Genomic DNA, 20,914 nt, shown 5'->3' with positions numbered 1-20,914 from the left:
ACAGTGGTGCCGCAGTTTATGGCAAAATAGCGCCGTCATTGCCAGGAAAAACGAGAATTAATGATGCAGGATCCCTTTGCCCGCGACGATATCAGCGCGGGCAACGATAACCTTTTGCTGAATGCCGCCGCCCCGGTGCTGAATGCTGTTGTCCGCATCCGGCAGGCTGCAACGCATGACGATCCGGCCGGATTACGCCAGCTGCTGATTGATGAGATCCGGCTGTTTGAACAGCGCTGCAAGCAGGCTGGTCTGCCGTTTGAGATGATCATCGGTGCGCGCTACTGTCTTTGCAGTGTGCTGGATGAAGCGGCAGCCCAGACGCCGTGGGGAACGCGCGGCGTCTGGTCAGGCAACGGCATGCTGGTGAGTTTCCATAATGAAAGCTGGGGAGGTGAAAAATTCTTTCAGCTTCTCTCCCGCGTTTCGCAAAGTCCGCAGCAGCATCTCTGGCTGCTGGAAGTGATCCACTACTGTCTGCTGCTGGGATATGAAGGTCGTTACCGCGGCAGCGAAAGCGGCCGTACGCAGTGTGAAGGTATTCGCAAACGTCTGGCGCAGCTGATCCACGACGCGCGTGCAGCGGAAAATATCGCCGCAACGCCGCTGGTAGAGGTGCATCCGTTAGTTAACAGCCTGACGCGTCCGATGGTCCCGCTCTGGGCCTGTGCCACCGTAGCGGCGCTCATTGCCTGCATGGTCTACAGCATGCTCAACTGGCGGCTGGGCAATGCGGCTGAACCGCTGCTGCGCGATATCTATCAGACCCCTCTGCCGCAGATTATGCCCGGACGACGTCCCGCTTCACCGCAGGCGCTGCTCGACCTGCGCCAGCGTCTGAATGATGTGATTGCTGCCGGCCAGCTGGAAGTCAGCGATGGCGCTTTTGGCAGTAAAGTCATCATCCCCGCCGATAAACTTTTTGTTCCGGATGGCACCGTCGTCAACCCGGTTGGCCGTGCGCTGCTGGCGCACGTCGCCAGCGCAATGAAAAGCGTTAAGGGAACTGTTCTGGTCTCGGTCTATACCGACAACCGTGCCGTGGATGGCCGTTTTGCCTCTACCTATGAATTTTCGCTGGCCCGCGCGCGTGCTATTACGCAGCTGCTGGCGACGCAGCTGGCACCGGGGCAAAGTGTTAAAGCAGAAGGTCGCGGTGACAGTAACCCGCTGCTGCCTAACGACAGCAATGAAAACCGCGCCCGCAATCGCCGGGTGGAGATCACACTTTTTGCCGCACCGGAAGCGGCGGCAACCCCGGAGGGCAAACGCTGATGCGCACATCTGTTCGTCACCTGCTGACTCATCGCCTGCTTTGGAGCCTGATCGGTGTTACCGCCCTCAGCTGTCTGGTGTGGATGCTCGGCCCGCTGTGGGTCTGGGGTGAGACCCGCCCGCTGGAACCGATCTTCTCACGACAGCTCGCCGTCGCCTTGCTCTGTTTCTGCTGGACGCTGTTTCAGCTTATTCCGGCAATATGGCGTGGCTGGTTCAACAGCAAGCTGCTGAATCGTCTGCAGAGCATGAGTCAGGAAGAGCTCTCCGATCGCCACTCCACCGAACAGGTGCTGACACAGCGCTTCAGCGAAGCCGCGCTGCGTCTGAAACGAGCGCAGTTTGGTCGTCATCATCAAAAAAGCTGGCTGGCACGCTTTCAGAGCCACTACCTTTATGAGCTTCCGTGGTATCTGATTGTCGGCGCACCGGGCGCAGGCAAAACCACCGCGCTGTTAAACGCCGGACTCTCTTTTCCGCTGACGGATACGCATGGCAATAGCGCAGTGCGTGGCGTAGGCGGAACCCGCCACTGCGACTGGTGGTTTACCGACAGCGCAGTGCTGATCGATACCGCCGGGCGCTATGCGCTGCAGGAGAGCCAGCGCGCGCGCGACAGCGCCGAGTGGCAAAGCTTTATCAATCTGCTGAAGCGCTATCGCACGCGTCAGCCGATTAACGGCGTGATCCTGACCATCAGCGTGGCCGACCTGCTGACCGATACCGCAGAGGCGCGGCATGCGCAGGCCACGGCGCTGCGCTGTCGTATGGCTGAACTGCATCAGCAAACCGGTATCCATTTTCCGGTCTATATCATGGTAACTAAAACGGATCTGCTGAAGGGGTTTCTGAGCTTTCATGCAGGACTCAGTAAGCCGCAGCGGGATGCCATCTGGGGATTCACCTTTCCCTGGGAGCCAGGTAAACCTCACAAAGATGAATGGCAGAGCAGCTTTACGGCGCGCTTCCGGCGGCTTGAGCAGCAGCTTAAGCAGCAGCTGGCAGAGCGCATGGCGGCCGAGCGCGATCTGACGCAGCGGGCTGATAGCTTTCTTTTTCCGCAGGAGTTTGGTTCACTTCGCCCGCTCCTTAATGAGTATCTCGACGTTATCTTTTCCCGTCATGAGGATGATATTGCCTGGTCTGCGCGCGGGCTGTTTTTTACCAGCGGAACCCAGGAAGGCCTGCCGTTTGACCGCATCATGGGCGCCCTTAATCGCAAGCTGCAGCTGCCGCAAAGCGGCGACCACACTCTGGCAGCCTGGGACAGCGTCAACCGCAGTAACCCTATTCCGGGCAATAAAGGCCAGAGCTATTTTATCCGCGATTTGCTGAGCGAACTGGTGTTTCGCGAAAGCGGTCTTGCCGGCAGCAACCGCCACTGGGAATACCGCAACCGTCTGCTGCACCGGATAGGCTATGGTGCCCTGGCGGGCGCGCTGGTTCTGTTATGCGGCTTATGGCTTACCAGCTATGTGCAAAATCAGCGCTATCTTGAGCAGGTGGCCAGCCGTATTGCGCCTCTGACGCAGCAAAGTCAGCAGGTCATCCATCAGCCCGTCGAGAATATTTTTGATCTGCTACCCTTCTTAAATAACCTGGTGAAGCTGCCGCTGTCCGATCGCTTTTCGCTGGATAATCCGCCGCTTACTATGCGCGCTGGACTCTATCGCGGCACGCAGGTGAGCGATGCGGCATGGGTGCTTTATCAAAATGCGCTTAAGTCTCTGCTGCTGCCGCGGGTGGCACAGCAAATCACGCATTTGCTGCGCGACGATCCTGGCACCGACAACGCATATAGCCGCAACGCGCTACGCGCCTATCAGATGCTTTATCAGCCGCGTAATTATGACGGCACGTTTCTGCGCAGCTGGCTGATCGAAAATCTGCAGCGCACGCTGCCGGCGGACGTCAGCGTGCGCGATCTGCAGCAGCTCGACTGGCATCTCAGTCAGTTGCTCGATCAGCAGATACAATCTTCACCCTATGCACGTGATAACGCGCTGATGATGCGCAAGCTTGCAGAAAACCTGAAACGTGCGGGTCAGGAGAGCAGCGTGCTGGCGACCGCGCCAGAGGCCTCTGCCGGGCAGCTGACCCGCTATAGTGAGTAACGGTGAGGTAATCATGGCGAACCACAGCGCACCGGGCTGGTATGGCAAACTACCCGCTACCGGTGACTTTTTGCGGCAGCGTCTGAGTGAGGCCACTGTTTCTCCCTGGAGCCACTGGTTTCAGCAGGGATTAATTCACTGGCATCAGCAGGAGCACGCCAGCACGCAGCTCTTTTTACGCGCGCCGGTGTGGAACTTTGTTCTGCCGCTGTCGCCGCTGCGCCAGCAGGTGCAGATGGGCTGCCTGCTGCCCTCGTGCGATCGTGTGGGACGCGCCTGGCCGCTGCTGGCCCTGCGCACCTTTACGCTGAACGAGTGGCACCCGGCGCAGCTGACGATCTCCGGCGACTGGTTTCGTGAGCTGGGCGGGCTGCTCTGGTCAGCGGTGCGCGATCGTACTCTGCCGGAGAGCCTGGAAGCCCACATGCAGCAGCTTTCACCCTTACTGGTGCCGGACAATCAGCGCAGCGATATTATGGATGTCATCGGTTTTGCCGATCTTCCCTGCACCCTGAGCTGGCGGGAAGTGGCAGAACGGTTTGAACCACAGCAACATATCAGCTACTGGTGGAGCAATCGCAGTGACGGCTTTGCTCACGCCACTCATAAACACAGCGGCCCGCTGACCGCAGAGCTTTTTTCACTGTTATTTAACCCGGCGGCGGGTGCGCAGCCGGGGCGTAATGGCCTCTATCCACCCATGTTTGAATAAGCCGGCGCGTTTGCCTTATTAACGGGATGACTCATGCAATTTACCTTTGTGCAGTGCGATACGGATGTGCCAGCCAGAAGCGTCACCTTTATGCCGCCTGGCGGCACCATTGGCCGCAGTCAGGATAACGATCTGATACTGCCTGATGAAACGCGCACCATCTCACGCCTGCAGGCGCTTATTCATCTTTCTGCCGAGGGTGAATGCCGTCTGACCGCACAGGGCAGCGTCACGGCGATTATGCTGAATGGTCAGGTCGTGCAACGTGGCGCGCAGGCGCTGCTGCAGCATGGCGATCGGCTGCAGATTGGTCAATACACGCTGGACATTACCGACCCCGCGCAGCAGCCTGCGGTGCAGAACGATCCGCTGTCGTTTTTTAGCGAGGATGCCACCGATCCGCTTGGTATGCAGCAGGAGGCCGTTCTGAGTGCTGAACTGATGCCGGAACCCCCTCTCACTGCACGTCAGGAGCGGCGGCCCGATCCGCGGCTGGCCATCGATCCTGCTTATGAGCGCGCACCGCAAACCGGCCTGCCTGCGGAAGCCGGAGAAGAGAAGCTCATCGCCGCTCTGCTGGAGGGAATGGGACTGAACAATGGTCATCAGACCGCTATCAGTGAAGAGCAGATGCGCGTTACCGGCCGCATGCTCAGCCTGTTTTCTCAGGGAACCGTTGCCCTGCTCTCCTCGCGTTCGATACTCAAACGCGGCGTGAAAGCTGACATGACTATGATTCTGAATGAAGCCAATAATCCGTTTAAGATCCTGCCCTCCGGTAAAACCGTGCTGATGCAGATGTATCAAAGCCAGATGCCGGGCTTTATGCCGCCTGAAGCCGCGGTGCGCGATGCACTGGTGGATTTACAGGCGCATCAGCTGGGCATGATCGCCGGTATCCGGGCGATCATTGCTGCCATGCTGCAATCTTTTAACCCGCAGCGGCTGGAAGATCGCGCACGCGAGGATGGCGCGCTGCCTAAAATCGCCTTCAGCAGCGGGCGCAAGGCTGCCCTGTGGGACGCTTTTACGCGGCACTATCAGCGCACTGCTGGCGAGATTGAAGATGATTTCCACACGCTCTTTGGCGAAGCCTTTCTCAATGCGTATGACATGGAAGTTAATCAGTACAAAGATTCACAGACGCGGACGGACGAGACATGAAAATGATGTTTGCCAGCCGCTGTCAGCAGGGCCGGCGTGATGAAAACCAGGATCGTACCGGTGCGCAGCTCGACGATGAGCACGCCTGTTTTCTGGTATGTGATGGCGTAGCGGGACTACCCGGCGGCGACTACGCAGCGCAGCTGGTGCGCGATACCCTGCTGAGCGCGTTGCAAAACAGCCACAGCTTTACGCCTGACACCACGCAGGCAGCTATCACCCTCTGCCAGCAAACGCTGGCAGCGGAGCAAGGGAAGAATCCGAAATTTTCCCGCATGAGCACCACGCTCGCAGCCCTGTTTATTGACCGTAAAAAACAGCGTGCATGGTGGGCGCATGCAGGCGACAGCCGGGTTTACCACTTCCGTCATGGCACGCTGTGTGAGGTAACCCGGGACCACAGTCTGGCCCGGCATCTGCAGGAAGCAGGCTATGAAAATTCCGGCATTAACAGTAATTTACTCTATAATGCGCTCGGCACTGAGCCGGTACGTCCGGTCACGTTCAGTGCCGCGATTGACCTCCAGGACGGGGATGCGTTTCTGGTCTGCACGGATGGCTTCTGGCTCAACCTGACCACGCAGGAGATGGAACAGGCGTTACGTATGGTTAACGCCTGTGAAGAGTGGCTGACGCTGATGGAACAGGCGGTAAATCGCAGCGAGAAGCGGGACAACCTCAGCGCGCTGGCGATCTGGATTGGCGAACCGCAGGATGCCACGCTGCTCTATTCCCAGGCTGATGCGGCGCGCTTTGTGCCGCCTCACTATTGATTTGCAAGGATCCCTATGAAAGTGTGGTTGTCGGGCGTTGCCGCCCTGCTGCTGGCCCAGAATGCACAGGCAGAAGATTATCGTGTGGTCTATTCGCCCAGTCTGGCGCTGGAAGTCTGGATCGACAATGTTGCCAGTAAAGCGCCCGACGACTGGTGCAAAGAGACGCTGCCGTTGCGTATTGTGTCCGGTAAAAGCAGCGACACGCGTATTCTTACCAGCTTTCTGCCCCGGGTAGGCACGCTGCTGGCAAACCAGTGCGGCACTCTTGATGAGCTGCCGTGGCAGATGACCACCAAAGAAGGCAGCGTGCTGGCTAACGGCAGCGCAGCAAAACTGCAGAACTGGCGTCCGATTATCCTGAATGACGCCACTGCCAGCGCCAGCAGCACGACTGCGGCACCGCTGGATCTCTCCCGACCGGCGGACAACACGCCGCTGCAGCACTTTGCGCTGCCCGGTGGCTGTCATTTCCGCACCTGGTGGGATGATAAAGGCGCTTCGCTGTTTATCCCTGATGCGCCGGAACGGCGCTGCTCCACGGAAGGCTGGCTGGAAGGCGCAGCCAGCATGACGCTGCTGAGTAAAGGCGGGCCTGCGACGCTGCCGGTGGTCTTTTATCAGGGATACCCGGTTGCCGGTCTCGCGGCCGGCGCCAGACCGCTGGAGATAGTCGCGGTCAATAAACAGCGGATGATTGTAACCCGGCCGGATGCTGCCGGGAGCTGGCTGGTGTTGCCGTTTGATACGCGGGAACATGTCTGGCGTTTTAGCGGTGCCCTGCTGATTCAGATGGATAAAAAAGCTGGCAGTGAAAGCAGCACGGTAAAAGCGCAGGTCGATCGTTTACGCGGCATCTGGTCGCCGCAGTTTATGCCACAGCAAAAAGTGACAGTGTTACTGATTGACACCCTGCATGCGGATCTCGCCGATCCGGCTATCGGTGCCTGGCGTAACATTAATTAATCAGCGATCGCTGCCTGCTGCCCTGCGGCAACAGGCACTACAGGATGTGTTCAGAGAACTCACTATGTCGGCAAACGAAAATCATATCCCTAATGCCCTGCCTGCGGGCTACCGGTTTAACGAGTTTGAAATCAGGGACGTCGTAGGCGGTGGCGGTTTTGGCATCGTCTACCGCGCCTGGGATCACCAGCTGGAACGGTTTATCGCCATCAAGGAGTATATGCCGCAGTCGCTGGCCGTACGCGCAGCAGACATGTCGCTGGAGCTGCGCGGTGAGCGCTTTCAGAAGTTGTTCAACGCCGGTCGTAACAGCTTTATTCAGGAAGCACGCCTGCTGGCACGCTTTAATCATCCGGGGCTGCTGCACGTGCTGCGCTTCTGGGAAGAGAATGGCACCGCCTATATGGGAACGCTGTTCTATAGCGGTATGACGCTGAAAGCGTGGCAGGCAAGTCAGTCTGACACCGTGGATGAAGTCTGGATCCGTCGCCTGCTTCCGCCGCTGTTTGGCGCAATCAATACAATCCATACTGCCGGCTATCTGCATCGCGATATCTCGCTGGATAATATTCAGATTCAGGATAACCAGCTGCCGGTGCTGCTCGATTTTGGTTCAGCGCGCAAAGAGATCGGCAATCTGTCAGATGAAACCGAAATCATGCTTAAGCCAGGCTTTGCGCCGATTGAGCAATATAGTGAAGAGGGTGAGGTCGAACAGGGTCCCTGGACCGATATCTATGCGCTGGGCGCGGTATTGCATACGCTGATTACCGGACATGCGCCGCCGGTCAGCGTGGTGCGCTGCATCGAAGATAATTACCAGCCGCTTGCGGTAACCCGGCCTGAAGGCTATTCCCTGCCGCTGCTGCACGCCATCGACTGTGCGCTGGCGATGAAGCCTCAGGACCGTCCGCAGACCATCGACGCCTTCGCGCAGCTTATCGATCTGCCGGTGAGCGATGCCGAAGCGCTCAGCACGCCGCTGCCGGTGGTTGCCCTGCCCGCCGGGCTGCCGGACACCGCCGCAGAACCGGAACCCCCGCTGGTGGCAATTAACCCCGCTGCCGCCGCTGCTGAACCGCTCACTGGCGGTGCAGCAGGCCGACGCGCGTCGCCGGGCATAGTGGCGCTGGCTGCTGTGGCGCTGCTGGCGGTGGGTCTGGTTGTGTGGCAGACGGTGCGCCACGGTGAGACGCCACCTGTCGCGGCAGCGCCGGAAGCGGCTGCGCCGGCGACGCAGGCCCCGGCGGCAACCAGCGCACCCGCTATTGCCACACTCTATCTGCAGCTGCAGGCAGGCGAAAGCGTCGTGCTGAATGGTGAAGTGCAGGATATCAAAGCCGCCAGCAGCGGTTTTGCGTCACTCAATCTCGCTGCCGGCAGCTATCATCTTGAGGTGCGGCGCGGCGACCAGGTGCGCAGCCAGACGCTGACGATTAAGCAGCCTGGTACCTGGCTCATCAACCCTGGCAATTAAGCCTGAGGCGCTGCACGCTGCTGCAGCGCCCTTACCTCAGCGGCAAGCCGCGTCAGTGCGGCTTCCTGCATGCCGCGTCTGACCAGCTCCTGCTCAAGCGAGAAAAGGTACTGCGCATTGGTTCCGAGCGGCCCGCTCGCCTGCGCAATCAGCGGTGCAATGGTACTGCGGCAGGAATCATCCTCATACAGCGGATGACGCGGATCCATGATAAAGACCAGCGCCGTAACGCAGCGGCCGTCTTCCAGCTGCAGCTCGCACCAGGTGGGCAGATAGCAGCCGGTGATCATCTCGCGCTTCCAGAGCAGCTCCAGTTCTTCATGCAGGCGCGCCTCTGGCAGACGAAAAGCCAGGCCGCTGGTGCTGCCGCCCTCTTTTAACGCCAGCATGCGTCCTGGTGCCGCCTCGGTGCCGCGTCCGGCGGTGAGCCGCAGACAGAACGCGCGATGCCACCCCTCCAGGCGTCCTGAAGCCACCTCCTCCGCGTCAAAAACCGGGTTCCACATCAGCGAGCCATAGCCAAAGATCCATACCGGACTCTGGTCAGGCCGGCAGGCAAGCGTGGCAGAAAGCGAAGCGGCCCGCTTTTCGCAGCTCCACAGCAGCGCCTCATCAATATCACCAAACGATGTTTTGCAATCGGCTTTAAGTAAGAATTCCCGGGTTAACACTGCGATCTCCTCTACTGCACTGGCACCCTGCACGCCTGGATCCTGAACCGGTATCCTGAAAACGACGCGCGTCGGCTCAGTCAGAAACAGTAATGCATTCATTACTGCGGTTTCAAGATTGTCCTGACGCTTTTCACATAAAGAACTGTTTCAGATTATCGGCTGGCGGGAAGAAATAATGAGAGGATTAAAACAGGCGTGGTGCGGGCCGCTCTGGCCCGCATCAGCCACTACTTTTTCGGATGCCACTTGTCGTCATCGCCTTTCGCATAATCATGCTTCACTGCAGCCCAGGCAACTTTGTGCGCGACCTCTTCCCTTGATGCATCGCCCCGGCGATCTTCTTTATCCTTATATTGATCCCAGGCATTGTTAAAGGCGTTCTGATAGATGGTTTGTGCATGAGCCGGCAGCACGTGACGCACGCTGTCTGGCAGTTCGCTGGTTGATGAGTAAGGCATATCTCCTCCGGTGTCAGGTATATCGTAAAGTCTGGAACAGATGCGCTGAAATGCAAACGCTATCTTTTGCCAGCGATCGTTAAAACAGTCTGCTTAAAGCCAATAACGGCCTCATATCATAGCTTCAAAGCGGCTTTTACTGCGCGATATTTGCTTATAGTGGATTTATATCTATATGAATTTAATTATAAATACTGAAATAACTGTTTATTTAACTCAATCAGATTAACTTAGCGCAAAAAGTAAAGTCGCGTAAAAAATCTGTTCAGCGAGTGATGAAAAGCTACACTGCGCCAGTGTGATTAATGCGTATAGTTAACAGGCAATGACGCCGGTTTTTAAACATTTTGCTAATGGGGATGGTGAATGGCTGGACATGAAAAAACCCGACACAGTGAGTTTTCGCTGATTCTTCCCGTTACTGCACTGACGGTGCTGAGCTTTTTTGGCAATCAGACAGCGCTGCTGCCGGTTATCGGCATCAACCTGCTGGCACTGGTGGCTATTCTGAGCAGCGCCTTTAGCGTTGTGCGCCATGCGGACGTGCTGGCGCACCGGCTGGGCGAACCCTACGGCTCGCTGATCCTGAGTCTTTCCGTAGTAATTCTTGAGGTAAGCCTTATCTCTGCGCTGATGGCAACGGGCGATGCCGCACCGGCGCTGATGCGCGATACGCTCTATTCCATCATCATGATTGTCACATCCGGACTCGTGGGCTGCGCGCTGCTGCTCGGTGGCAGAAAATTCGCTACTCAGTATGTCAATCTGGCTGGCGTTAAGCAGTATATGATTGCCATCTTTCCGCTCGCGATTCTGGTTCTGGTGTTCCCGAATGCCCTGCCAGGCGGCAACTTTACTACCGCGCAGGCACTGATTATCGCTGCTATCTCAGCCGCCATGTATGGCGTTTTCCTGCTGATTCAGACCAAAACGCATCAAAGCCTGTTTGTCTATGAGCACGAAGATGAGGGGGACGATCCGCACCACGGCAAACCCTCCGCGCACAGCTCGCTGTGGCACACGCTCTGGCTGATTGTTCATCTGATTGCGGTTATCAGCGTGACCAAAATGAATGCTAACCCGCTTGAACTGCTGCTGAAAGAGCTTAACGCACCGGAGCAGTTTACCGGCTTCCTCGTCGCGCTACTGATCCTGTCTCCGGAAGGGCTGGGCGCCATCAGAGCGGTGCTGACCAACCAGGTGCAGCGCGCCATGAACCTGTTTTTTGGTTCCGTGCTGGCGACGATTTCTCTTACCGTGCCAGCCGTCAGTATCATTGCCACGCTGACAGGACAGACGCTGATTTTTGGCCTGGAGCCCCCGCACATGGTGATGCTGATCGCCGTCCTGATCCTGTGTCACATTTCGTTCTCGACCGGGCGTACGAATGTGCTCAACGGTGCAGCGCACCTGGCGCTGTTCGCCGGTTATTTGCTGACGATCATGCTCTAATCTGATGCACAGTGAAAAAAAAAGGCACCCGTCAGGGTGCCTTTTTCGTTTACCACAGGCTGTCAGCTGCTGGTATCCAGTGCCGGGAAGCTCTTAACCAGATCGTCAATCGCTTTCATCTGAGCCAGGAACGGCTCCAGCTTATCCAGCGGCAGCGCGGAAGGACCGTCGCATTTCGCGCTGTTTGGCTCCGGGTGCGCCTCGATAAAGAGACCGGCAATACCAACGGCCATACCGGCACGAGCCAGCTCCGCTACCTGAGCACGACGCCCCCCTGATGCGGCACCAAACGGATCGCGCGTCTGCAGCGCATGCGTCACGTCGAAAATGACCGGGCTGTTATTCGTGACTTTCTTCATTACGTTAAAGCCCAGCATATCCACAACCAGGTTGTCATAACCGAAGTTGCTGCCGCGATCGCAGAGGATAACCTTATCATTACCGCCTTCCGCAAATTTATCCACGATGTTACCCATCTGGCCCGGACTGACAAACTGCGGTTTTTTAACGTTGATCACGGCGCCGGTTTTTGCCATTGCTTCGACCAGATCGGTCTGGCGTGCCAGAAATGCCGGCAGCTGAATAACATCAACCACATCGGCAACCGGCTGCGCCTGCCAGGATTCATGCACGTCGGTGATGATCTTCACGCCGAACGCCTGCTTCAGCTCCTGAAAAATCTTCATGCCCTCATCCAGACCCGGACCGCGATACGATTTAATCGAGGAGCGGTTCGCCTTGTCAAAAGAGGCTTTGAAGACATAAGGAATACCGAGTTTGTCGGTCACCGTCACATAGTGCTCACAGATGCGCATCGCCAGTTCGCGTGATTCCAGTACGTTCATCCCGCCAAACAGCACAAACGGCAGATCGTTTGCTACATCGATATCGCCAATTTTAACTACTTTCTCTGTCATGATCTTTCCTTATACCGGCAACGCTTAGTGTAGCGTGACCTGTTTCTGTTCGATTGCATGGATCTGTACTTTGATCATTTCACTCACCGGATCTTCCGGGCACTGCTCAACAAAATAGGTTAAGTCCGTGAGCGCAATATGCTCGCACTCCAGCTGAGCGTAGATTAAGCCGCGATCGCGAATTTCATACGGGTCGTCAGGATCGATCTCCAGCAATACTTTACTGACGTTCAGCGCCAGCTCCATCTGCTTCTCTTCCATCAGCGCCGCTTTCAGCGTATCGAGCATTTTCCGCATCACGCTGAGCGTCTTGGCTTCATCGAGATCGTCGGTATAGAGTTTTGCCGTAGGACTGATATTTCCCTTCAGCCAGACCTCAAGCGTATGGGTATCCAGCGTTTCACCATTGAAGGGGTTAATCAGCCACATTTCACCATCCAGCCAGTCTGCGCGCAGAATAAGCTGAGTCGGAAAAATAACCGGCATCAGCGGCAGTTCCAGCTGTTCGGCAATGTGCAGCAGGATTACCCCCAGCGACACCGCGGTGCCCTGACGGCTTTTCAGGACTTTATCGATCCAGAGCGCATCTGACAGGTTATAGACGCCGCTGGCGCCGCCAAAGCCCCATTCGCGATAGAACAGCTCCAGCAGCTTTTCCAGCCGCAGATCGGCATCCGCTGCGCTACTGATATAGTCGCGCGCCTCTTCCACCAGTTTTGACAGCTGCTGCTGAACCGAAGGGGCGGAAAAATCGTCGCGGATGGCGCAGGTTGCACCTATCACTGCTTCACTTAACGGTGTTTCATTAAAATCAAATTCTACTGATGAGGTCATACTATCCCCAAAATCGGCAGTTTGGTCATCGCCAGTTTGCCTGCAAACAGCAGAGCAACCAGCGCAAGCAGGCAGGCGAACCAGCGCGTGCTCAGCTTGCGCGGACGACGACTCAGTGCCACAAAACCCAAGGCGACGTAGATAATAACCGCTAACAGCTTCTCCGTCAGCCAGCTTCCTTGCGGTGTGAAGGGATAAAAGTGAGTAATTATCACCAGCAGCGCGCCGCTCAACAGTAAAAACGTGTCGCACAGATGCGGTACGATCCGCACCCAGCGCTGCTGCAGCAGGCCAGAAGCGGTAGTCAGCCAGTAAAAGCGCAGCAGAAACAGGCTGACGCTGATAATCACCATAAAAATATGAAACTGCTTAATCTGCGGATACCAGCCGGCCATCCTGTGCCTCTTTATGCATATTGTCCAAGCGTAACGCGCGGATTACCGCCATAGTCAGTGAGGGTGGTTACCTGCTGATAGCCCTGTTCACACATCAGGGCTCGCACGTCGGCACCCTGCTGCCAGCCATGCTCCAGCAGCAGCCAGCCCTGCGGCTGCAGCCACGCCGGGGCGCTGCGGATAATAAAACGAATATCGGCCAGCCCGGCTTCATCGGCTACCAGCGCACTGCGCGGCTCAAAGCGCACGTCACCCTGCAGCAGATGGGTGTCATCCATATCAATATACGGTGGATTACTGGCGATCAGGTGGTAGCGGGTAGCAGGCAGGTCATTAAACCAGTGGCTGAGCTGAAAGCGGACGTTGGTGAGGCCAAGCCGCGCCGCATTCTCCTGCGCCAGCGCAACGGCAGCGGGAATGCGATCGCAGCCGGTGATCTGCGCGTCAGGACGTTCACTGGCAAGGGCCAGCGCAATGGCACCCGTACCGGTTCCTAGGTCAAGCACCTCACAGGGCTGTGCAGGCAGACGCAGCAGCGCCTGCTCAACCAGCAGTTCAGTATCCGGACGCGGGATCAGCGTGGCGTCACTGACACGCAGCGGCAGTGACCAGAATTCACGCTCCCCCGTCAGGTGAGCTATCGGTTCACCCCGCTGACGGCGTGCCAGCAGCAACTCAAGCTGCGCGAGCTGATCGTCGCTCAGCAGATGCTCGTCAAAGGCCAGCAGCCAGCTGCGTGTTTTACCGGTAACGAAGCTGAGCAGGATCTCAGCGTCCCGCTTCGGACTTTCGCCTCCGCTCAGCGCTATCACAGCCAGCTGACGCCAGCGGCGAATTTCCATCAATCCTGTCCGGCCAGCGCGGCGAGCTGATCGGCCTGATACTCCTGCACGATCGGCTCGATTAGCGTATCCAGCTTGCCTTCCATTGTCTCATCCAGCCGGTAAAGCGTAAGGTTGATGCGGTGATCGGTCACGCGCCCCTGCGGGAAGTTATAGGTGCGGATACGATCGGAGCGATCGCCGCTGCCCAGCAGGTTGCGGCGGGTTGAAGCCTCGGCAGCATGCCGTTTTGCCATCTCAGCCGCGTGAATACGCGCGCCCAGTACCGCCAGCGCTTTGGCTTTGTTTTTATGCTGTGAACGCTCATCCTGACACTCAACCACGATGCCGGTTGGCAGGTGAGTGATACGGATAGCGGAGTCGGTGGTGTTGACGTGCTGACCACCTGCACCTGAGGAGCGGAAGGTATCGATTTTCAGATCGGACGGATTAATATCCGGCAGTTCCGCTTCCGGCAGCTCCGGCATAACGGCCACGGTACAGGCCGAGGTATGGATGCGTCCCTGTGATTCGGTTTCCGGCACGCGCTGAACGCGATGCCCGCCCGACTCAAACTTCATCCGCCCATATGCGCCCTCGCCCGTCACCCGCGCGATCACCTCTTTATAGCCGCCGTGCTCGCCTTCATTGGCGCTCATGATCTCCACCTGCCAGCGTCGTCCTTCAGCGTAACGGCTGTACATCCGGAAGAGATCGCCGGCAAAAATCGCCGCCTCGTCGCCGCCGGTTCCGGCACGCACCTCGATAAAGCAGGGGCGTTCATCATCCGGATCTTTGGGCAGCAGCAAGACCTGCAGCTGCTGCTCCAGTACCTCACGTTTGTCGCGCGCCAGCCTGAGTTCATCCTGCGCCATTTCGCGCATTTCCGGGTCCTCAAGCAGCATTTCAGCGGTATCCACATCCTCCTGCACCTGCTGCCAGTCGCGGAAGCAGCGGGTGACATCGCTCAGCTGGGCATATTCGCGTGACAGCGCGCGGAAACGTTCCTGATTGCCAATCACGCCGGCATCGCCCAGTAACGCTTCCACTTCTTCATGGCGTTCCTGTAACGCTTCCAGCTTGGCAATAATCGAGCTTTTCATCTAATTGTAGGTATCCCGGTGATAGGTCGTGACAGCGGAGATTACTCTAAACCGAGGCTGTCGCGTAAGATCTGCAGGCGTTCGCCATCGCCATCGCGGGCAGCCTGCTGAAGTGATTTGGTTGGTGCATGGATCAGACGGTTGGTGAGTTTATGTGCCAGCTCCTGCAGCACTTTTTCTGCATCGGCTCCCTGTCGCAGCGCAGCCAGCGCGCGCTCCTGCAGTTCAGCGCGTACCTGCTCTGCCTGCATGCGGTATTCACGGATGGACTCGCCAGCGCTTTGTGCACGCAGCCACGCCATAAACTCCCCGCTCTCCTGCACAACAATGCTTTCTGCCTGCAGGGCGGCTGCTTTACGCTGCGCCATATTCTGCTCAATGATCGCCTGCAGATCGTCCACGCTGTAAAGGTAGGCGTTAGGCAGCTTGCCCACTTCAGGTTCAACGTCGCGCGGTACAGCGATATCCACCAGCAGCATCGGCTGATTACGTCGCGCTTTCAGCGCACGCTCCACCATGCCTTTACCAATAATCGGCAGCTGGCTGGCGGTAGAAGAGATAATGATATCGGCGTCGGAAAGGCGGGTTTCAATTTCAGCCAGGCTGATAACTTCGGCACCCACTTCGTCAGCCAGCAGCTGAGCACGTTCACGGGTGCGGTTCGCGATCATCAGTTTTTTTACGCTGTGCTCGCGCAGATGGCGTGCTACCAGCTCAATGGTTTCACCTGCCCCTACCAGCAACACATTGACGGTGCTGAGCGACTCGAATATCTGCCGCGCCAGCGAACAGGCGGCGAAGGCAACAGAGACCGCGCTGGCGCCGATTTCAGTTTCGGTCCGCACGCGCTTGGCCACGGAGAACGTTTTCTGGAACATCCGCTCCAGCTCACTGGTCAGCGCACGATCGCGGGAGGAGTCGGCATGCGCCTTTTTCACCTGACCGAGAATTTGCGGTTCGCCCAGTACCAGCGAATCGAGCCCGCTGGCTACGCGCATCAGATGGCTGACTGCCGCGTTATCCTGGTGCCAGTAGAGACTGTTGCGCACATCCGCTTCCGGCAAATTGTGGTAATCACATAGCCAGCGTACCAGCTTCTCCTGCAAATCCGCCTGCTGCTCTACACTGAGGTAGAGTTCGGTGCGGTTACAGGTAGAAAGTACCACGCCGCTCTGTACCATTGGCTGCGACAGCAGGCTGTTCAGAGCCTGGTCAAGCGTATCCGGCGTAAACGACACGCGTTCACGCAGAGCGACAGGAGCAGTTTTGTGATTGATTCCGAGTGCCAGGAGCGTCATGTGATTGTGGCTGGGAAGTCCCATTGATTGTCTGGTTTTGTGAAGCGCATTCTACAAGATGCGGCAGATCATGAAAAGCCATACAAAGACTATGACAGTGATAAGATTAAACTGATCGTGCGCAATTTTCCGCTGGCCGGCATTGACGGTTATCAGGCGGGCAGTTAGCGTTATCGGTTACGAATTAAAAACGTGTCTGAGGAGATGACCACGTGATGCCATTGCCTACGCGCAAACTGTTGCGCCTTTTACCCCTTGCCAGCGTTCTGCTGGCGGCTTGCAGCATTAACAAACCGCAGCAGGGAGCGGGTCCCGCAACTACCGCGCCACAGTGGCAACAGCACCAGCAGCAGGTCGCCGGAATCAGCCATTATCAGACGCGCGGCGCTTTTGCTTACCTGTCCGATAAACAGAAAGTCTATGCCCGCTTCAACTGGCAGCAGACCGCGCCCGACCGCTATCGCCTGCTGCTGACCAACCCGCTGGGCAGCACCGAACTGCAGCTGGATGCCCAGGGCTCCGTGGTGCAGATTGTTGATAACAAGGGCAAGCGTTATACCAGTAATGATGCTGAGAAAATGATTTCGCAGCTTACCGGCATGGATATTCCGCTGGCCAACCTGCGGCAGTGGATGATGGGCCTGCCGGGCGACGCCACAGATTATCAGCTCAATAATAACTACCAGCTGAAAAGCCTGAGCTACAGCCGTAACGGCCAGCAGTGGCACGTGGCTATCGGCGACTACGACACAAAAGTCACACCCTCTCTGCCCGCTAATCTGGAGCTGACCGAGGGCGACCAGCGTATCAAACTGCGTATGGATAGCTGGACCCTGCAATGATGACCACCTGGCCCGCTCCGGCAAAACTTAATCTGTTTCTCTACATCACCGGCCGGCGCGCTGACGGCTACCATAATCTGCAAACGCTGTTTCAGTTTCTCGATGCGGGCGATACGCTGGAGATTACCCCGGATCGCAGCGGGCGTATCAGCCTGCTGACGCCGCTGCCAGGCGTGGCCGATGCGGATAATCTGATTGCGCGCGCGGCCCTGGCGTTAAAGCAGGCGGTGATGGCGAAAGGCACACTTGACGACCGCGCGGGCGCACAGATTGCGCTGGAAAAACAGCTGCCGATGGGCGGCGGGCTGGGCGGCGGCTCCTCTGATGCCGCCACGGTGCTGGTGGCGCTGAACCATCTGTGGCAGTGCAGGCTGAGCACAGATGAACTGGCTGCGCTGGGCGTCACGCTGGGCGCCGATGTCCCGGTATTTGTGCGCGGCCACGCCGCGTTTGCCGAAGGCGTCGGGGAGCAGCTGCAGCCCGCTTCGCCGCCAGAAAAGTGGTATCTGGTCGCGCATCCGGGTGTGAGTATCGCCACGCCCGATATCTTCCGCGATCCCGATCTGACGCGCAATTCACCGATACGCACATTAGATGAACTGTTGAGCCTGCCTTTTCATAATGATTGTGAAGCTGTGGCAAGAAAACGTTTTCGTGAGGTTGATGCGCTGCTTTCCTGGCTGCTAGAATACGCGCCGTCGCGCCTGACCGGGACCGGCGCTTGCGTGTTTGCTGAATTTAACACCGAGTCCGACGCTCGTCAGGTGCTGGAGCTTGCCCCGAAATGGATTCGCGGATTTGTGGCGCGCGGGCTTAACCTCTCGCCGTTGCAGCAAACCCTTTCCGGGCTTTAAGCGTTTACGTGACCGTATTACCCGTTCCAGATACGGCACGTTGCGCATTAACACACCGTATGAACAGGCTCAAACATATTCGCCGGTTATGTTTGAGCGGTTCATTCTCTGGACGTCCAAGCCTGAGGTTCTTCTCGTGCCTGATATGAAGCTATTTGCTGGTAACGCCACCCCGGAACTAGCACAACGTATTGCCAACCGCCTTTACACCAGCCTCGGAGACGCCGCTGTCGGTCGTTTCAGCGACGGCGAAGTAAGTGTACAGATTAACGAAAATGTACGCGGTGGCGATATTTTCATCATCCAGTCCACCTGTGCCCCCACCAACGATAATCTGATGGAGCTGGTTGTGATGGTCGACGCGCTGCGTCGGGCTTCTGCTGGTCGAATTACCGCTGTTATTCCCTATTTTGGTTATGCCCGTCAGGATCGCCGCGTGCGCTCAGCGCGTGTACCGATCACCGCTAAAGTGGTTGCTGACTTCCTCTCCAGCGTCGGTGTGGATCGCGTGCTGACCGTTGATCTGCATGCCGAGCAGATTCAGGGCTTCTTTGATGTGCCGGTAGACAACGTCTTCGGCAGCCCGATTCTGCTGGAAGATATGCTGCAGCTTGGCCTGGAAAACCCCATCGTGGTTTCGCCGGATATTGGTGGTGTGGTGCGCGCCCGCGCAATTGCCAAACTGCTTAATGACACGGATATGGCTATCATCGACAAACGTCGCCCGCGCGCGAATGTGTCTCAGGTTATGCATATTATTGGTGATGTCGCAGGACGTGACTGCGTGCTGGTCGACGATATGATCGACACCGGCGGTACGCTGTGCAAAGCGGCTGAAGCCCTGAAAGAGCGTGGTGCCAAGCGCGTATTCGCCTATGCCACCCACCCTATCTTCTCGGGTAACGCAGTTGAAAACCTGCGCAAATCTGTGATTGACGAGGTGATTGTTTGTGACACCATCCCGCTTTCGGAAGAGATGAAAGCGCTGCCAAATGTGCGCACTCTGACACTTTCCGGCATGCTGGCTGAAGCTATTCGCCGTATCAGCAACGAAGAATCAATCTCTGCTATGTTTGAACATTAATTGTTCACACTTAACCGGGCCCTGCGCCCGGTTTTTTATGCTTATCCGCGCCCGCCTTCCTTTCTGAAGCTGCTTTTTTTCACGCTGTTCGCCCGATAAATTTTTACTCTGTACGCTATTCTCCCTGCCTTCTGCTCTTTTTCGTTTTCGCGCTGTCCGCTACTTCAGCCGCTTCGGAAATAGTGCTATTTTCAGCTCCACTTTTTTCCGGGAACGCCCACTGCCATGACGCTCGATATTTATACGCTGTTTGTGTGCGAGCTTTATGTGCTGGGGTTTCTGAGCATCATTATGATATTTGCCTGGGTCGGTGCCCAGTATGACCGGGTGCTGGGCTTTACCACGCTGACGCTGATACTGACGCTGTGTGCGGTATTTCTCAGCAGCCTGCGCAGTGCCGGCCTGCACTTTCTTCCGGTTGCGTTGGGCAATGTCATGGTTATGCTGGCTTACGGTACGCTGCTGTGCGCATTTCGTACCTTCTGTCAGCGACCCGTTGGCCTGCTGTGGCCCGGCGGCGCACTGCTCTGGGCGCTGCTTTGCCTGCTGCCCGGTTTTTATCACGGTCAGCCACAGCGGGTGCTGGTGCTCTGCCTGCTGTGCATACTCTATACCGCAGCGTTTATCATGCTGCTCTGGCGCGCGCGCAGCACGCTGAAAGTCACTTTCTGGCCTGCGCAGACGCTGCTGTGGATCCATCTCGGTTTTCATCTCGCCCGCATTTTCCTTGATGACGCTGTTGTCAGCCGCCAGCCGGGCGCCATTGGCGGATCGGGCTTCTCGATTTACGTTATCCTTGAATCGATTCTGTTTGTGATAGGGCTGACATTTACCCTGCTGGCGATGGTTAATGAACGATCGCAGGTGGCGCATAAGCTGGCGTCATTGCGCGATCCGCTGACCGGCGCATGGAACCGGCGTGCGCTGTTTGAACAGGCGGATAACGTGCGGCGGCGGCGGGCTCGGCTCTCTCCAGCCGACGGCTTTAGCGCGGTGCTGTTTGACCTCGATCATTTTAAAAACATTAACGATCGCTATGGCCACCTGCAGGGTGACCGGGTGTTAATCGATTTTTGCCAGATAGCTGAGGCGCATATGCCGGCAGAGAGCTATTTTGCCCGGCTCGGCGGAGAAGAGTTTGCCGCGCTGGTAACCGGCGACAGTGAGCAGGTTCGGCAGGTGTGCGAAGCTATACGTCAGGCGACGCAGCGCTCGCAGCCTGCCGGGATCGGTTATACCGTCAGTATTGGCTATGCCACAGCCAGCCCGGCCGCCAGCCAGTTTCCGGCGCTGCTGGCGCTGGCTGATGAAGCCCTTTATTGCGCAAAAGCCCGTGGCCGCAACCGCACAGAATACGCTTTTCCAGCGCCAAAGGCGGTTGCTGAAATGGTCAGTTAATGGGGCGTATGGTTACGGCGGCAGCGGACATCACCGTGGTGACGATGCCAGTAATAACGATCTTCAATTTTTTCCCGACCGCTGACGCGCGCACCCGCCAGCCACAATAGTGCCCCGATAAAAATACCAAACATGGCACCACTGGCCAGCAGGGGCGGCATATTTACCGAAGGCAGCTGGTTGATAACGGATGAGGCGATGCCGGCAACCATGGTCAGCAGCCCCAGACACATTAATCCGTTACCTATAACGCGGCATTGATGACGTTTCATGATGTACCTCCATCCTTATGAGCAAAATAAA

At 57.2% G+C, this 20,914-nt stretch carries 21 protein-coding genes; 12 read left to right on the top strand and 9 right to left on the bottom strand.

All coding sequences use genetic code 11. The annotated features are described in order from the left end of the window. Positions 1–60: 60 nt before the first annotated feature. From icmH to B3041_RS07415, 7 genes are all read left to right on the top strand, one after another. Positions 61–1,275 carry a type IVB secretion system protein IcmH/DotU gene (icmH, locus tag B3041_RS07445; RefSeq protein WP_065649089.1) on the top strand — a complete coding sequence of 405 codons (1,215 nt, stop codon included), beginning with the start codon at positions 61–63 and terminating at the stop codon, positions 1,273–1,275. Then, on the top strand, positions 1,275–3,389 hold the full coding sequence (tssM, locus tag B3041_RS07440; RefSeq protein WP_292970999.1) for a type VI secretion system membrane subunit TssM: 2,115 nt from the start codon (positions 1,275–1,277) through the stop codon (positions 3,387–3,389). The genes icmH and tssM overlap by 1 nt, the downstream gene beginning before the upstream one ends. A gap of 13 nt (positions 3,390–3,402) precedes the next feature. Beyond that, on the top strand, positions 3,403–4,101 hold the full coding sequence (gene tagF / locus B3041_RS07435; protein WP_065649087.1) for a type VI secretion system-associated protein TagF: 699 nt from the start codon (positions 3,403–3,405) through the stop codon (positions 4,099–4,101). Positions 4,102–4,134: 33 nt separating this feature from the next. Continuing rightward, positions 4,135–5,265, top strand: a complete 1,131-nt coding sequence (tagH, locus tag B3041_RS07430; protein ID WP_292970995.1) for a type VI secretion system-associated FHA domain protein TagH — start codon at positions 4,135–4,137, stop codon at positions 5,263–5,265. After that, positions 5,262–6,038: a PP2C family protein-serine/threonine phosphatase gene (locus tag B3041_RS07425; protein ID WP_065649085.1), complete on the top strand. Its 777-nt coding sequence runs from the start codon at positions 5,262–5,264 to the stop codon at positions 6,036–6,038. Before tagH ends, B3041_RS07425 begins: the two co-directional genes overlap by 4 nt. A 15-nt stretch (positions 6,039–6,053) precedes the next feature. Further along, a complete protein-coding gene (locus tag B3041_RS07420) occupies positions 6,054–7,004 on the top strand; it encodes a hypothetical protein (RefSeq protein ID WP_292970990.1) in 951 nt (316 codons plus the stop codon). Positions 7,005–7,068: 64 nt separating this feature from the next. Then, the gene (locus B3041_RS07415) at positions 7,069–8,481 is read left to right on the top strand and encodes a serine/threonine protein kinase (RefSeq protein WP_065649083.1); all 1,413 of its coding nucleotides are present in this window, start codon (positions 7,069–7,071) and stop codon (positions 8,479–8,481) included. Here B3041_RS07415 and B3041_RS07410 read toward each other — a convergent pair. Both B3041_RS07410 and chaB read right to left on the bottom strand, forming a co-directional pair. After that, positions 8,478–9,152 carry a gamma-glutamylcyclotransferase gene (locus B3041_RS07410; RefSeq protein WP_167350684.1) on the bottom strand — a complete coding sequence of 225 codons (675 nt, stop codon included), beginning with the start codon at positions 9,150–9,152 and terminating at the stop codon, positions 8,478–8,480. The genes B3041_RS07415 and B3041_RS07410 overlap by 4 nt on opposite strands. Positions 9,153–9,382: 230 nt before the next feature. Beyond that, a complete protein-coding gene (chaB, locus tag B3041_RS07405; RefSeq protein ID WP_065649082.1) occupies positions 9,383–9,613 on the bottom strand; it encodes a putative cation transport regulator ChaB in 231 nt (76 codons plus the stop codon). Positions 9,614–9,979: 366 nt separating this feature from the next. On the opposite strand from chaB, the gene chaA reads away from it, so the two are divergent. Beyond that, positions 9,980–11,065 (top strand): sodium-potassium/proton antiporter ChaA, encoded by a 1,086-nt coding sequence (gene chaA, locus B3041_RS07400; RefSeq protein WP_065649081.1) that lies wholly within the window; start codon positions 9,980–9,982, stop codon positions 11,063–11,065. 62 nt (positions 11,066–11,127) lie between these two features. On the opposite strand, the gene kdsA is transcribed toward chaA, so the two are convergent. The 6 genes from kdsA to hemA are packed head-to-tail and all read right to left on the bottom strand — an operon-like array spanning position 11,128 to position 16,433. Then, entirely contained in the window at positions 11,128–11,982 is an 855-nt protein-coding gene (gene kdsA, locus B3041_RS07395) for a 3-deoxy-8-phosphooctulonate synthase (protein WP_065649080.1), read from the bottom strand. Positions 11,983–12,006: 24 nt separating this feature from the next. Continuing rightward, positions 12,007–12,816, bottom strand: coding sequence for an invasion regulator SirB1 (sirB1, locus tag B3041_RS07390; protein WP_065649079.1), 810 nt, complete (start codon positions 12,814–12,816; stop codon positions 12,007–12,009). Continuing rightward, positions 12,813–13,211: a SirB2 family protein gene (locus tag B3041_RS07385; protein WP_065649078.1), complete on the bottom strand. Its 399-nt coding sequence runs from the start codon at positions 13,209–13,211 to the stop codon at positions 12,813–12,815. The genes sirB1 and B3041_RS07385 overlap by 4 nt, the downstream gene beginning before the upstream one ends. A gap of 11 nt (positions 13,212–13,222) precedes the next feature. Beyond that, positions 13,223–14,053, bottom strand: coding sequence for a peptide chain release factor N(5)-glutamine methyltransferase (gene prmC, locus B3041_RS07380; RefSeq protein ID WP_292970983.1), 831 nt, complete (start codon positions 14,051–14,053; stop codon positions 13,223–13,225). Beyond that, positions 14,053–15,135, bottom strand: coding sequence for a peptide chain release factor 1 (gene prfA, locus B3041_RS07375; protein WP_065649076.1), 1,083 nt, complete (start codon positions 15,133–15,135; stop codon positions 14,053–14,055). Before prfA ends, prmC begins: the two co-directional genes overlap by 1 nt. Before the next feature lie 41 nt (positions 15,136–15,176). Next, the gene (gene hemA / locus B3041_RS07370) at positions 15,177–16,433 is read right to left on the bottom strand and encodes a glutamyl-tRNA reductase (protein ID WP_065649075.1); all 1,257 of its coding nucleotides are present in this window, start codon (positions 16,431–16,433) and stop codon (positions 15,177–15,179) included. Positions 16,434–16,648: 215 nt separating this feature from the next. Between hemA and lolB the strand changes: the two genes are divergently transcribed. The 4 genes from lolB to B3041_RS07350 all read left to right on the top strand — a co-directional run bounded on the left by lolB (position 16,649) and on the right by B3041_RS07350 (position 20,611). Then, on the top strand, positions 16,649–17,275 hold the full coding sequence (gene lolB, locus B3041_RS07365) for a lipoprotein insertase outer membrane protein LolB (protein ID WP_065649074.1): 627 nt from the start codon (positions 16,649–16,651) through the stop codon (positions 17,273–17,275). After that, positions 17,272–18,129, top strand: a complete 858-nt coding sequence (gene ispE, locus B3041_RS07360) for a 4-(cytidine 5'-diphospho)-2-C-methyl-D-erythritol kinase (RefSeq protein WP_292970978.1) — start codon at positions 17,272–17,274, stop codon at positions 18,127–18,129. Before lolB ends, ispE begins: the two co-directional genes overlap by 4 nt. 136 nt (positions 18,130–18,265) lie before the next feature. Then, on the top strand, positions 18,266–19,213 hold the full coding sequence (gene prs / locus B3041_RS07355) for a ribose-phosphate diphosphokinase (protein ID WP_104085358.1): 948 nt from the start codon (positions 18,266–18,268) through the stop codon (positions 19,211–19,213). A gap of 225 nt (positions 19,214–19,438) precedes the next feature. After that, positions 19,439–20,611, top strand: a complete 1,173-nt coding sequence (locus tag B3041_RS07350; protein WP_292970966.1) for a GGDEF domain-containing protein — start codon at positions 19,439–19,441, stop codon at positions 20,609–20,611. On the opposite strand, the gene ychH is transcribed toward B3041_RS07350, so the two are convergent. Next, positions 20,608–20,883 carry a stress-induced protein YchH gene (ychH, locus tag B3041_RS07345; RefSeq protein ID WP_065649071.1) on the bottom strand — a complete coding sequence of 92 codons (276 nt, stop codon included), beginning with the start codon at positions 20,881–20,883 and terminating at the stop codon, positions 20,608–20,610. The two genes, B3041_RS07350 and ychH, sit on opposite strands and share 4 nt — an antisense overlap. Positions 20,884–20,914 lie beyond the last annotated feature (31 nt).

Origin of the sequence: Pantoea sp. UBA4549 (assembly GCF_002387285.1) — a bacterium.
GTDB lineage: Bacteria > Pseudomonadota > Gammaproteobacteria > Enterobacterales > Enterobacteriaceae > Pantoea > Pantoea borealis.
This window is presented reverse-complemented; position numbering and strand designations above follow the sequence as displayed.

What these genes read in the sequence shown, in the direction of transcription:
- icmH (WP_065649089.1), top strand. Translation starts at nt 61, where the DNA reads ATGATGCAGGATCCCTTTGCCCGCGACGATATCAGCGCGGGCAACGAT.
- tssM (WP_292970999.1), top strand. Translation starts at nt 1,275, where the DNA reads ATGCGCACATCTGTTCGTCACCTGCTGACTCATCGCCTGCTTTGGAGC.
- tagF (WP_065649087.1), top strand. Translation starts at nt 3,403, where the DNA reads ATGGCGAACCACAGCGCACCGGGCTGGTATGGCAAACTACCCGCTACC.
- tagH (WP_292970995.1), top strand. Translation starts at nt 4,135, where the DNA reads ATGCAATTTACCTTTGTGCAGTGCGATACGGATGTGCCAGCCAGAAGC.
- B3041_RS07425 (WP_065649085.1), top strand. Translation starts at nt 5,262, where the DNA reads ATGAAAATGATGTTTGCCAGCCGCTGTCAGCAGGGCCGGCGTGATGAA.
- B3041_RS07420 (WP_292970990.1), top strand. Translation starts at nt 6,054, where the DNA reads ATGAAAGTGTGGTTGTCGGGCGTTGCCGCCCTGCTGCTGGCCCAGAAT.
- B3041_RS07415 (WP_065649083.1), top strand. Translation starts at nt 7,069, where the DNA reads ATGTCGGCAAACGAAAATCATATCCCTAATGCCCTGCCTGCGGGCTAC.
- chaB (WP_065649082.1), bottom strand. Translation starts at nt 9,613, where the DNA reads ATGCCTTACTCATCAACCAGCGAACTGCCAGACAGCGTGCGTCACGTG.
- chaA (WP_065649081.1), top strand. Translation starts at nt 9,980, where the DNA reads ATGGCTGGACATGAAAAAACCCGACACAGTGAGTTTTCGCTGATTCTT.
- kdsA (WP_065649080.1), bottom strand. Translation starts at nt 11,982, where the DNA reads ATGACAGAGAAAGTAGTTAAAATTGGCGATATCGATGTAGCAAACGAT.
- sirB1 (WP_065649079.1), bottom strand. Translation starts at nt 12,816, where the DNA reads ATGACCTCATCAGTAGAATTTGATTTTAATGAAACACCGTTAAGTGAA.
- B3041_RS07385 (WP_065649078.1), bottom strand. Translation starts at nt 13,211, where the DNA reads ATGGCCGGCTGGTATCCGCAGATTAAGCAGTTTCATATTTTTATGGTG.
- prmC (WP_292970983.1), bottom strand. Translation starts at nt 14,053, where the DNA reads ATGGAAATTCGCCGCTGGCGTCAGCTGGCTGTGATAGCGCTGAGCGGA.
- prfA (WP_065649076.1), bottom strand. Translation starts at nt 15,135, where the DNA reads ATGAAAAGCTCGATTATTGCCAAGCTGGAAGCGTTACAGGAACGCCAT.
- hemA (WP_065649075.1), bottom strand. Translation starts at nt 16,433, where the DNA reads ATGACGCTCCTGGCACTCGGAATCAATCACAAAACTGCTCCTGTCGCT.
- lolB (WP_065649074.1), top strand. Translation starts at nt 16,649, where the DNA reads ATGCCATTGCCTACGCGCAAACTGTTGCGCCTTTTACCCCTTGCCAGC.
- ispE (WP_292970978.1), top strand. Translation starts at nt 17,272, where the DNA reads ATGATGACCACCTGGCCCGCTCCGGCAAAACTTAATCTGTTTCTCTAC.
- B3041_RS07350 (WP_292970966.1), top strand. Translation starts at nt 19,439, where the DNA reads ATGACGCTCGATATTTATACGCTGTTTGTGTGCGAGCTTTATGTGCTG.
- ychH (WP_065649071.1), bottom strand. Translation starts at nt 20,883, where the DNA reads ATGAAACGTCATCAATGCCGCGTTATAGGTAACGGATTAATGTGTCTG.